Origin of the sequence: Pseudomonas sp. PvP027 (genome assembly GCF_017833005.1) — a bacterium.
Lineage (GTDB): Bacteria > Pseudomonadota > Gammaproteobacteria > Pseudomonadales > Pseudomonadaceae > Aquipseudomonas > Aquipseudomonas congelans.
Genome location: NZ_JAFIBK010000001.1, coordinates 3,930,001 through 3,941,619 on the forward strand (window position 1 = coordinate 3,930,001; position 11,619 = coordinate 3,941,619).

Here is an 11,619-nt window from a genome sequence, read left to right on the forward strand (position 1 = left end):
TGGCAACTTTGAGGTTCTAACTCAGGTCCGTTATCCGGATCGAGGACAGTGTATGGTGGGTAGTTTGACTGGGGCGGTCTCCTCCTAAAGAGTAACGGAGGAGTACGAAGGTGCGCTCAGACCGGTCGGAAATCGGTCGTAGAGTATAAAGGCAAAAGCGCGCTTGACTGCGAGACAGACACGTCGAGCAGGTACGAAAGTAGGTCTTAGTGATCCGGTGGTTCTGTATGGAAGGGCCATCGCTCAACGGATAAAAGGTACTCCGGGGATAACAGGCTGATACCGCCCAAGAGTTCATATCGACGGCGGTGTTTGGCACCTCGATGTCGGCTCATCACATCCTGGGGCTGAAGCCGGTCCCAAGGGTATGGCTGTTCGCCATTTAAAGTGGTACGCGAGCTGGGTTTAGAACGTCGTGAGACAGTTCGGTCCCTATCTGCCGTGGACGTTTGAGATTTGAGAGGGGCTGCTCCTAGTACGAGAGGACCGGAGTGGACGAACCTCTGGTGTTCCGGTTGTCACGCCAGTGGCATTGCCGGGTAGCTATGTTCGGAAAAGATAACCGCTGAAAGCATCTAAGCGGGAAACTTGCCTCAAGATGAGATCTCACTGGAACCTTGAGTTCCCTAAAGGGCCGTCGAAGACTACGACGTTGATAGGTTGGGTGTGTAAGCGCTGTGAGGCGTTGAGCTAACCAATACTAATTGCCCGTGAGGCTTGACCATATAACACCCAAGCAATTTGCGTCGAATGACCAGATTGCGGTGACTGTGGAGATGACACGAACCGAAAGTTTGCGTCACGAACAACACCTGAACCGACTATCACATACCCGATTTGCTGAAGCGCGCCGCACGGCACGATTCGGTACCCGAATTTCTTGACGACCATAGAGCATTGGAACCACCTGATCCCATCCCGAACTCAGCAGTGAAACGATGTATCGCCGATGGTAGTGTGGGGTTTCCCCATGTGAGAGTAGGTCATCGTCAAGATTGAATTCCAGAAACCCTCTTCGCTTACGCGTCGAGGGTTTTTGTTTGTCTGGTGCCTGCAAAAACCAGCGTGAAAACACGTTTTCGTTTCTATGCATCATGCTTCTGCGTGGCTATGATGCGTGCCTTATTGCCAGGCGATTCCAAATGCTGACCTTGTTAAAGCTTCTTGCCGATGGTGCGTTTCATTCTGGCCAGGTATTGGGTGACGCCCTCGGCATAAGTCGCAGTGCTGTCTGGAAGCAGCTTCAGCAGCTTGAGGCGGACCTGGGCATAGATGTCCACAAGGTGCGTGGTCGTGGCTATAGACTCGCAACGCCCATTTCTCTTCTAAGTCCTGCCGGTATCGAGCAGTCAGGCTTTCCTGCCGACTGGTCTGTACGCACTTACGATTCCATAGACTCGACCAACGCTGAGGCCGCACGTTTGATCACTCAAGGCGTTCCCATGCCTGTGCTGGTAGTGGCTGAGCAGCAGACCTCCGGAAGAGGGCGGCGTGGTCGAAAGTGGGTAAGTCCATTTGCTGAAAACCTGTATTACAGCCTGGTCCTGCGTATTGATGGCGGGATGCGTCAGTTGGAGGGCCTCAGCTTGTTGGTAGGGCTCGCGGTGATGAATGTCCTGCGTGATATGGGCGTCCAAGGCGCAGGCCTTAAATGGCCGAATGATGTGCTCGTTGGGAGGCAGAAGATTGCCGGAATTTTGCTCGAGCTGATTGGCGATCCGGCAGACGTGTGCCATGTGATCATCGGAATAGGAGTGAACGCAAACATGCGCTCCTCCAGTGAGGTAGATCAGCTATGGACGTCGGTGAGGCTTGAAACGGGTGGCCTTGTCGACCGCAATCAGATCGCTGCTCGTATAAGCACACAGCTTGAGGCTCTCATGGCGGTTCATCGCAAGGAAGGTTTTGCAGCATTTCAGAAGGAATGGGAGCGCGGGCATTTGTGGCAGGGCGCTGCAGTCAAGTTGCTCTCTGGGGTAGAGGTCGTGGAGGGAGTAGTGTTAGGTGTCGACTCGCTTGGAGCGCTGCGGTTGGAAGTTAATGGTGCGGAAAAAAGCTTCAGTGGTGGTGAGCTGAGCCTGAGGTTGCGAGATGATTCTTGAGCTCGATTGTGGCAACAGCTTCATCAAGTGGCGTATTACCGCTAAAAGCGATGCAGCAGTGGTCAGCGTTGGTGTAGTTGATTCTGACGCAGCCTTGTTGGAGCACCTGCGTAATCTCCCGGACGCAACGTTCAGCGACTGTCGTCTGGTAAGTGTCCGCAGCGCCGAAGAAACGGCGCGTCTGGTTTCCGTGCTGGCTGACGCGTTTTCCGTTGCTCCCGTCTGCGCAGTGCCAGCCCGCGAGCTTGGAGGGGTGGTCAACGGTTACGACGATTTCGAGCGCCTGGGCCTGGATCGCTGGCTGGCTTTTGTCGGTGCGTACCACCTTGTCAAAGGCGCATGCCTGGTAATTGATCTAGGCACTGCAGTGACATCTGATTTCGTCGATGCCTGCGGCGAGCATCTCGGTGGTTTCATCTGTCCAGGGATGCCCTTGATGCGCAATCAACTGCGTACCCATACCCGTCGCATCAGATATGACGACACAGAGGCGGAAAGGGCTTTGGTTCGTCTCGTTCCTGGGCGTGCAACCTCAGAGGCAGTAGAGCGCGGCTGCTCGCTGATGCTTCGGGGGTTCGCAGTGACTCAGGTCGAGATAGCTCGTGGGTATTGGGGTGACGACTTTGCTATTTTTGTAACTGGCGGGGATGCTGCTCTGGTTGCAGATGTGCTGCCAGGGGCCCGTATCGTTCCTGATCTGGTCTTTGTGGGGCTGGCTCTCGCCTGCCCCTTGCGTTGAGGTCTCTATGCGTTGGTTATTTCTTCTGCTGTTGATGCTCAATGCCTTTTATTACATCTGGCATCAGCAGGAGGCTCCGCTCAGGGCCAAAGAGGTCATGCCCTTGTCGCTTCATCGTGCTTCTCAGCAGGATATTCGTCTGCTCAGCGAATCGGATGCCGGCCGGGTGTCCCACGATGCTGACACCAAGTGCCTGTATGTCGGTGGCTTTGCCAGGCAAGAGGATGCGCGCCTGGTCGAGCAGCGGTTGAACAGCTTGGATATCCAGTCTCAATATCAAACCGTGCAAACGGGTGGGGCGGCTGCCTACTGGCTGAAAATTGCCCCGGAAAGTAGACGCCTTGTCGAAGCTGGCCTGATCACTCAGCTGAGTCAGGATTTCCCGCAGTTAAAAAATCAAATAATGTCGTGCGAAGGCATTGCAACTCCCGATTAGTTTACATAGAATGGCGCCCGCTTCGCAGTGAGGTGAAAGTCTCACGAACGAAGTGGTAGTAGTCAACGCATGTAACCTCAGGTTTTTACTGAGAAAAAGGTTGACAGAAGGGTAGCATGAGTTGAGAATGCTGCCTCGCTTAGGAGGGGTTCCCGAGCGGCCAAAGGGATCAGACTGTAAATCTGACGTCTACGACTTCGAAGGTTCGAATCCTTCCCCCTCCACCAGATTTAGCGCGAGCTGCAAGTTGTGCGGGTATAGTTTAGTGGTAGAACCTCAGCCTTCCAAGCTGATGATGCGGGTTCGATTCCCGCTACCCGCTCCAGGCTTGTGGTTCATGCATTGTGTTTTGCTCTTGTAGCTCAGTTGGTAGAGCACACCCTTGGTAAGGGTGAGGTCAGCGGTTCAAATCCGCTCAAGAGCTCCATTGATAAAGGCAGATATGAAAATATCTGCCTTTGTTTTAGGCGGTTCTGCGCTGTGTGCGCCGTCTAAATCTTGTTCGAGGTATGTGGCCTGTTGGGTGCTCTTCGAATAAGGTGTTGAAAAACTCTCGTCGGGTCCGCATAATGGTCGGCCTGATTTTGCTTTTAGGTCAGTAGCTCAATTGGCAGAGCGACGGTCTCCAAAACCGTAGGTTGGGGGTTCGATTCCCTCCTGACCTGCCAGATTCCCTAGATGTAATCTGGCTTTCTTTTCACAGGATCTCCGTAGATGAATCCCAAGGCTGAAGCATCAGACTCTCGCTTTGATATGCTGAAGTGGCTCCTGGTAGTCGTTTTGGTTGTCGTGGGTGTTGTCGGCAATCAGTATTATTCTGCTGAGCCGATCCTGTATCGCGTTCTCGCTCTCCTTGTGATTGCCGCAGCTGCTGCGTTTGTAGCGCTGCAGACAGGCAAAGGCAAGGCCTTCTTCGTTTTGGCGAAAGAAGCCCGTGCCGAGATCCGTAAAGTCGTATGGCCTACTCGCCAAGAAACCACTCAAACCACGTTGATCGTTGTGGCTGTTGTGCTGGTTATGGCGTTGCTGTTGTGGGGGCTTGATTCCCTGCTCGGCTGGCTTGTTTCCTTGATAGTTGGCTAAGGGTGTCCCGTGGCTAAGCGTTGGTACGTAGTGCATGCTTACTCGGGTTACGAGAAGCATGTCATGCGCTCGTTGGTCGAGCGCGTGAAGCTGGCAGGCATGGAAGATGGCTTCGGCGAAATTCTGGTTCCCACTGAAGAAGTGGTTGAAATGCGTAATGGCCAGAAGCGCAAAAGCGAACGCAAGTTCTTTCCAGGTTATGTGCTTGTTCAGATGGACATGAATGAGGGTACTTGGCACTTGGTCAAGGATACCCCGCGTGTCATGGGCTTTATCGGCGGTACCGCTGATAAGCCTGCTCCCATCACTGATAAAGAGGCAGAAGCGATTCTGCGTCGCGTCGCTGACGGTAGCGACAAGCCGAAGCCGAAAACGCTGTTCGAGCCAGGTGAAGTTGTTCGCGTCACTGACGGCCCGTTCGCCGATTTCAACGGCACGGTCGAAGAAGTTAACTACGAAAAGAGCCGGATTCAAGTGGCGGTGCTCATTTTCGGACGCTCTACTCCGGTAGAGCTGGAGTTCAGTCAGGTCGAAAAGGCATAACTGAGCTGGAATCCCATACCCCGCAGCCCAAGGCTGTGGGGTTTTTTCGTCACTGGGATATACGCGTAAGTAACCGGGGAGCCTTTATTGGCGCTTGAACCCGTAATTGGAGTGCCTCATGGCCAAGAAGATAACCGCATACATCAAGCTGCAAGTGAAAGCTGCTCAGGCTAACCCAAGCCCGCCAGTTGGTCCTGCTCTGGGTCAGCACGGTGTGAACATCATGGAATTCTGCAAAGCGTTCAACGCCCGTACTCAGGGTATTGAGCCAGGCTTGCCGACTCCAGTGATCATCACTGTATACAGCGACCGTAGCTTCACTTTCGAAACAAAAAGTACCCCTGCATCGGTTCTGCTGAAGAAAGCTGCAGGCTTGACCAGCGGCTCGGCTCGCCCGAACACCGTTAAAGTTGGCACCGTGACTCGTGCTCAGCTGGAAGATATCGCTAAAGCAAAAAATGCGGATCTGACTGCAGCTGACATGGAAGCGGCCGTGCGTACCATCGCCGGTTCCGCTCGTAGCATGGGCCTTAACGTGGAGGGTGTGTAATGGCTAAGCTGACCAAGCGTCAAAAGGCAATCGCCAGCAAGATCGAAGCTGGTAAATCCTACAACTTCGTAGACGCTGCAGCCCTGCTGACCGAGCTGTCGACCGTCAAGTTCAGCGAGTCTGTAGACGTTGCTGTAAACCTGGGTGTTGATCCTCGTAAATCCGACCAGGTTGTACGTAGCGCTACTGTACTGCCGCACGGTACCGGTAAGACTGTACGTGTTGCAGTGTTCACCCAGGGTCCTGCTGCTGAAGCTGCTCTGGCTGCCGGCGCTGATCGCGTTGGTATGGATGATCTGGCCGCTGAAATGAAAGCTGGCGATCTGAACTATGACGTCGTTATCGCTTCCCCTGACGCAATGCGCGTTGTGGGTCAGTTGGGTCAGGTTCTCGGTCCTCGCGGTCTGATGCCTAACCCGAAAGTCGGCACCGTTACTCCTGACGTCGCTACCGCCGTCAAGAACGCCAAGGCTGGTCAGGTTCGTTATCGCACCGACAAAAACGGCATCATCCACACTTCTGTTGGCAAGGTCGGTTTCGACGCTGTCAAGCTGAAGGAAAACGTTGAAGCCCTGATCGCTGATCTGAAGCGTATCAAGCCTGCTTCTTCGAAAGGTATTTACGTCAAGCGCATCACCCTGAGCACCACTATGGGCCCAGGCCTGGTCATCGACCAGGGTTCGTTGGAAGCGTAAGACAAAATGGTACGGTGATCGATTGCCGTACCGTTTGAAAGATTGGGGTCCCTGCCTGGCGGGGGCTATCCAAGACCGTAGGCGGCGCAAGTCTTAAACCACAAGCCTACGCAGATGGTGCTCCCGGTTCCTTACCGAATCAGACACCAAAACGACATCTGGCTCCGGTCGGATGAAACGGTAACAAGCAGGAGTTAAACCCGTGGCAATTAAACTCGAAGACAAGAAGGCCATCGTCGCTGAAGTCAACGAGGCTGCCAAAGCTGGTCTGTCCGCTGTCGTGGCTGATGCCCGTGGTGTGACGGTTGGCGCTATGACCGGACTCCGTAAAGAGGCTCGTGAAGCTGGCGTTTACGTACGTGTTGTACGTAACACCCTGCTCAAGCGCGCTGTTGCTGACACTGAATTCAGTGTCCTCAACGACGTGTTCACTGGCCCGACCTTGATCGCGTTCTCCAACGAACATCCTGGCGCTGCTGCCCGTCTGTTCAAGGAATTCGCTAAAGGTCAGGACAAGTTCGAGATCAAGGCAGCTGCGTTCGAGGGCAAGTTCCTCGCAGCTAATCAGATCGATGTACTGGCAAGCCTGCCGACCCGTAACGAAGCAATTTCTCAGCTGATGAGCGTGATTCAAGGCGCTACCAGCAAGTTGGCTCGTACTCTGGCGGCTGTTCGCGACCAAAAAGAAGCAGCTGCAGCCTAAGGCTGAGTCAGATCTTTTCGCGTATTTTTGTTTATTTTGATGGTCGCGTAGGCCGTCCCCCAATTCAGGAAATTGAGTCATGTCCATCTCTCAAGACGATATCCTTAACGCCGTAGCTGAAATGTCCGTTCTGCAGGTTGTAGAGCTGATCAAGGCGTTCGAAGAGAAGTTTGGCGTTACCGCTGCTGCCGGCTCTGCTGGTCCAGCTGTTGCTGCTGCTGTTGTTGAAGAACAAACTGAATTCAACGTCATGCTGCTGGAAGCTGGCGAGAAGAAAGTTAACGTGATCAAGGCAGTACGTGAACTGACCGGTCTGGGCCTGAAAGAAGCCAAGGCAGTCGTTGACGGCGCCCCAGCAATGGTTCTGGAAGCTGTTGCTAAAGACGCAGCTGACAAAGCCAAAGCTACTCTGGAAGAAGCAGGCGCTAAAGTCGAGCTGAAATAAGCATCGATTTTGAGTGTCCAGCCCACGCGTTTAGCGAAAGGCTGATGGCTGGTGGCTTTTGCCACCGGCCTTTTTCCGTTATAGACGATTGGCGCTGTCAACGTCTGTAATGTGTGGTATCCACCGATGGCGGTGGCGCAAACCAAGGGGTTTGCAAGATTTTCTGGCTGCTTCCGTCGGGAGGGAGCCAAACAAGCAGGTGACCAAGCTGGGGAACGCTGATGGCTTACTCATATACTGAGAAAAAACGTATCCGCAAGGACTTTAGCAAGTTGCCGGACGTAATGGATGTGCCGTATCTCTTGGCCATCCAGCTGGATTCGTATCGCGAATTCCTGCAGGCGGGAGCGACCAAAGATCAGTTCCGCGACGTCGGTCTGCATGCAGCCTTCAAATCCGTTTTCCCGATCATCAGCTACTCCGGCAATGCTGCGCTGGAGTATGTAGGTTATCGCTTGGGCGAACCGGCATTTGATGTCAAGGAATGCGTGCTGCGCGGTGTGACTTACGCAGTACCTCTGCGAGTCAAGGTCCGTCTGATCATTTTCGACAAAGAATCGTCGAACAAAGCGATCAAGGACATCAAAGAGCAAGAAGTCTACATGGGTGAAATCCCCCTGATGACTGAGAACGGTACCTTTGTAATCAATGGCACCGAGCGCGTTATCGTGTCTCAGCTTCACCGTTCGCCTGGCGTATTCTTCGACCACGACCGTGGCAAGACGCACAGCTCCGGCAAGCTGCTGTACTCCGCTCGTATCATTCCTTACCGCGGTTCGTGGCTGGACTTCGAGTTCGATCCGAAAGACTGCGTATTCGTCCGTATCGACCGTCGTCGCAAGCTGCCTGCGTCCGTACTTCTGCGCGCTCTGGGTTACACCACCGAGCAAGTGCTTGATGCTTTCTACACCACCAACGTATTCCATGTGCGCGGTGAAAACCTGAGCCTGGAGCTGGTGCCTCAGCGCCTGCGTGGTGAAATTGCCGTTCTGGATATCCTGGACGACAAGGGCAAGGTCATTGTCGAGCAGGGTCGTCGCATCACTGCCCGTCACATCAACCAGCTGGAAAAGGCCGGGATCAAAGAGCTGGAAGTGCCTCTGGACTACGTCCTGGGTCGCACGACAGCCAAGGTCATCGTGCATCCGGCAACCGGTGAGATCATTGCCGAGTGCAACACCGAGCTGAACACTGAAATCCTGGCCAAGATCGCCAAAGCTCAGGTTGTTCGCATCGAAACGTTGTACACCAACGACATCGATTGCGGTCCGTTCGTCTCCGACACACTGAAGATCGACTCCACCAGCAACCAACTGGAAGCGCTGGTCGAGATCTATCGCATGATGCGTCCTGGCGAGCCGCCAACCAAGGATGCCGCTGAAACGCTGTTCAACAACCTGTTCTTCAGCCCTGAGCGTTACGACCTGTCTGCTGTAGGCCGGATGAAGTTCAACCGTCGTATCGGTCGTACCGAAATCGAAGGCTCGGGCGTGCTGTGCAAGGAAGACATCGTAGCGGTCCTCAAGACCCTCGTTGATATCCGTAACGGCAAAGGCATTGTCGATGACATCGACCACCTCGGTAACCGTCGTGTTCGTTGCGTTGGCGAGATGGCCGAGAACCAGTTCCGTGTAGGTCTGGTCCGTGTCGAGCGCGCTGTCAAAGAACGTCTGTCCATGGCAGAAAGCGAAGGCCTGATGCCTCAGGACCTGATCAACGCCAAACCTGTTGCGGCGGCGGTCAAGGAGTTCTTCGGTTCCAGCCAGCTTTCCCAGTTCATGGACCAGAACAACCCGCTGTCCGAGATCACTCACAAGCGTCGTGTTTCCGCACTCGGCCCTGGCGGTCTGACGCGTGAGCGCGCCGGCTTTGAAGTTCGAGACGTTCACCCGACTCACTACGGCCGAGTGTGCCCGATCGAGACGCCTGAAGGTCCGAACATCGGTCTGATCAACTCCCTGGCGGCCTATGCCCGCACCAACCAGTACGGCTTCCTCGAAAGCCCGTACCGTGTGGTCAAGGAAGGTCTGGTCACCGAAGAAATCGTTTTTCTTTCGGCGATCGAAGAAGCGGACCACGTCATTGCCCAGGCTTCGGCCGCAATGAACGACAAGCAAGAGCTGATCGACGAGCTGGTTGCTGTGCGTCACTTGAACGAATTCACCGTCAAGGCGCCAGCCGATGTCACCCTGATGGACGTTTCGCCCAAGCAGGTTGTCTCGGTAGCCGCATCGCTGATTCCGTTCCTCGAGCACGATGACGCCAACCGTGCGTTGATGGGTTCGAACATGCAGCGTCAGGCTGTTCCTACTCTGCGTGCCGACAAGCCGCTGGTAGGTACTGGCATGGAGCGCAACGTTGCTCGCGACTCCGGCGTTTGCGTCGTGGCTCGTCGTGGTGGTGTGATCGACTCGGTTGACGCCAGCCGTATCGTTGTTCGCGTTGCCGATGATGAAGTTGAAACAGGTGAGGCGGGTGTAGATATCTACAACCTGACCAAATACACCCGTTCGAACCAGAACACCTGCATCAACCAGCGTCCGCTGGTCAGCAAGGGTGACCGTGTTCAGCGCAGCGACATCATGGCTGACGGCCCGTCCACCGATATGGGTGAACTGGCGCTCGGTCAGAACATGCGCATCGCGTTCATGGCCTGGAACGGTTTCAACTTCGAAGACTCCATCTGTCTTTCTGAGCGTGTCGTTCAGGAAGACCGCTTCACCACGATCCACATTCAGGAACTGACCTGTGTGGCGCGTGACACCAAGCTTGGGCCTGAGGAAATCACAGCTGACATCCCTAACGTGGGTGAGGCTGCTCTGAACAAGCTGGACGAAGCGGGTATCGTTTATGTAGGTGCCGAAGTCGGCGCTGGCGACATTCTGGTCGGTAAGGTCACTCCGAAAGGCGAGACCCAGCTGACTCCGGAAGAAAAACTGTTGCGTGCGATCTTCGGTGAGAAGGCCAGCGACGTTAAAGACACTTCCCTGCGCGTACCAACCGGTACCAAAGGTACTGTCATTGACGTTCAGGTCTTCACCCGTGATGGCGTCGAGCGTGATGCGCGTGCCCTGTCCATCGAGAAGTCGCAACTCGACGAGATCCGCAAGGATCTGAACGAAGAGTTCCGTATTGTCGAAGGCGCTACTTTCGAACGTCTGCGCTCTGCGCTGGTCGGTCGTGTAGCCGAAGGCGGCGCTGGCCTCAAGAAGGGCCAGGAAATCACCAACGAAGTGCTCGATGGTCTTGAGCATGGTCAGTGGTTCAAGCTGCGCATGGCTGAAGACGCTCTCAACGAGCAGCTCGAAAAGGCTCAGGCTTACATCGTTGATCGTCGCCGTCTTCTGGATGACAAGTTCGAAGACAAGAAACGCAAACTGCAGCAGGGCGATGACCTGGCTCCAGGCGTTCTGAAAATCGTCAAGGTCTACCTGGCAATCCGTCGCCGCATCCAGCCGGGCGACAAGATGGCCGGTCGTCACGGTAACAAGGGTGTGGTCTCTGTGATCATGCCGGTTGAAGACATGCCGCACGATGCCAATGGCACGCCGGTCGATATCGTCCTCAACCCGCTGGGCGTACCTTCGCGTATGAACGTTGGTCAGATTCTCGAAACCCACTTGGGCCTCGCGGCCAAAGGTCTGGGCGAGAAGATCAACCGCATGCTCGAAGAGCAGCGTAAAGTTGCCGAGCTGCGCAAGTTCCTCAACGAGATCTATAACGAAATCGGCGGTCGTCAGGAGTCTCTGGAAGACCTCACCGACAACGAAATTCTGGACCTCGCGAAGAACCTGCGTAACGGCGTACCGATGGCTACCCCGGTTTTCGACGGTGCCAAGGAAAGCGAAATCAAGGCAATGCTCAAGCTGGCAGATATGCCGGAAAGCGGCCAGATGCAGCTGTTCGACGGTCGTACCGGCAACAAGTTTGAACGTGCTGTAACTGTTGGCTACATGTACATGCTGAAGCTGAACCACTTGGTGGACGACAAGATGCACGCGCGTTCCACTGGTTCGTACAGCCTGGTTACCCAGCAGCCGCTGGGTGGTAAGGCACAGTTCGGTGGTCAGCGTTTCGGGGAGATGGAAGTGTGGGCGCTGGAAGCATACGGCGCGGCGTACACTCTGCAGGAAATGCTCACAGTGAAGTCGGACGATGTGAACGGTCGTACCAAGATGTACAAAAACATCGTGGACGGCGATCACCGTATGGAGCCGGGCATGCCCGAGTCTTTCAACGTGTTGATCAAAGAAATCCGTTCGCTCGGTATCGATATCGATCTGGAAACCGAATAACACGTGACGCGAATCGGGGGCAGGGCGG

General features: G+C 54.8%; 10 protein-coding genes, 4 tRNA genes and 2 rRNA genes (1 of these 16 only partly in view). All 16 read left to right on the forward strand.

Annotated elements, in window-relative coordinates; all coding sequences use genetic code 11:
- A 23S ribosomal RNA gene (locus JOE33_RS16810) occupies positions 1-725 on the forward strand (it extends 2,169 nt beyond the left edge of the window).
- Positions 726-879: 154 nt separating this feature from the next.
- Positions 880-995: ribosomal RNA gene (rrf, locus tag JOE33_RS16815) — 5S ribosomal RNA — on the forward strand.
- Positions 996-1,142: 147 nt separating this feature from the next.
- On the forward strand, positions 1,143-2,102 hold the full coding sequence (birA, locus tag JOE33_RS16820) for a bifunctional biotin--[acetyl-CoA-carboxylase] ligase/biotin operon repressor BirA (protein ID WP_163023387.1): 960 nt from the start codon (positions 1,143-1,145) through the stop codon (positions 2,100-2,102).
- Positions 2,092-2,841 (forward strand): pantothenate kinase, encoded by a 750-nt coding sequence (locus JOE33_RS16825; protein WP_122530022.1) that lies wholly within the window; start codon positions 2,092-2,094, stop codon positions 2,839-2,841. Before birA ends, JOE33_RS16825 begins: the two co-directional genes overlap by 11 nt.
- A gap of 7 nt (positions 2,842-2,848) precedes the next feature.
- A complete protein-coding gene (locus JOE33_RS16830; RefSeq protein WP_187624877.1) occupies positions 2,849-3,277 on the forward strand; it encodes a hypothetical protein in 429 nt (142 codons plus the stop codon).
- Between the two features lie 142 nt (positions 3,278-3,419).
- A tRNA-Tyr gene (locus JOE33_RS16835) sits at positions 3,420-3,504 on the forward strand.
- 24 nt (positions 3,505-3,528) lie between these two features.
- Positions 3,529-3,602, forward strand: a tRNA-Gly gene (locus JOE33_RS16840).
- 26 nt (positions 3,603-3,628) lie between these two features.
- A tRNA-Thr gene (locus tag JOE33_RS16845) sits at positions 3,629-3,704 on the forward strand.
- 165 nt (positions 3,705-3,869) lie between these two features.
- A tRNA-Trp gene (locus JOE33_RS16850) sits at positions 3,870-3,945 on the forward strand.
- 46 nt (positions 3,946-3,991) lie between these two features.
- Positions 3,992-4,360 (forward strand): preprotein translocase subunit SecE, encoded by a 369-nt coding sequence (gene secE / locus JOE33_RS16855; RefSeq protein ID WP_002555502.1) that lies wholly within the window; start codon positions 3,992-3,994, stop codon positions 4,358-4,360.
- 9 nt (positions 4,361-4,369) lie between these two features.
- Positions 4,370-4,903 carry a transcription termination/antitermination protein NusG gene (gene nusG / locus JOE33_RS16860; protein WP_003317113.1) on the forward strand — a complete coding sequence of 178 codons (534 nt, stop codon included), beginning with the start codon at positions 4,370-4,372 and terminating at the stop codon, positions 4,901-4,903.
- Between the two features lie 118 nt (positions 4,904-5,021).
- Entirely contained in the window at positions 5,022-5,453 is a 432-nt protein-coding gene (rplK, locus tag JOE33_RS16865; protein ID WP_002555500.1) for a 50S ribosomal protein L11, read from the forward strand.
- Positions 5,453-6,148, forward strand: coding sequence for a 50S ribosomal protein L1 (gene rplA, locus JOE33_RS16870; RefSeq protein WP_010438184.1), 696 nt, complete (start codon positions 5,453-5,455; stop codon positions 6,146-6,148). Before rplK ends, rplA begins: the two co-directional genes overlap by 1 nt.
- 202 nt (positions 6,149-6,350) lie before the next feature.
- Complete coding sequence (gene rplJ / locus JOE33_RS16875) at positions 6,351-6,851, forward strand: 50S ribosomal protein L10 (RefSeq protein WP_002555498.1); 501 nt, start codon at positions 6,351-6,353, stop codon at positions 6,849-6,851.
- Between the two features lie 79 nt (positions 6,852-6,930).
- On the forward strand, positions 6,931-7,296 hold the full coding sequence (rplL, locus tag JOE33_RS16880) for a 50S ribosomal protein L7/L12 (protein ID WP_002555497.1): 366 nt from the start codon (positions 6,931-6,933) through the stop codon (positions 7,294-7,296).
- Positions 7,297-7,517: 221 nt separating this feature from the next.
- On the forward strand, positions 7,518-11,591 hold the full coding sequence (gene rpoB, locus JOE33_RS16885; protein WP_003317110.1) for a DNA-directed RNA polymerase subunit beta: 4,074 nt from the start codon (positions 7,518-7,520) through the stop codon (positions 11,589-11,591).
- Positions 11,592-11,619: the final 28 nt, after the last annotated feature.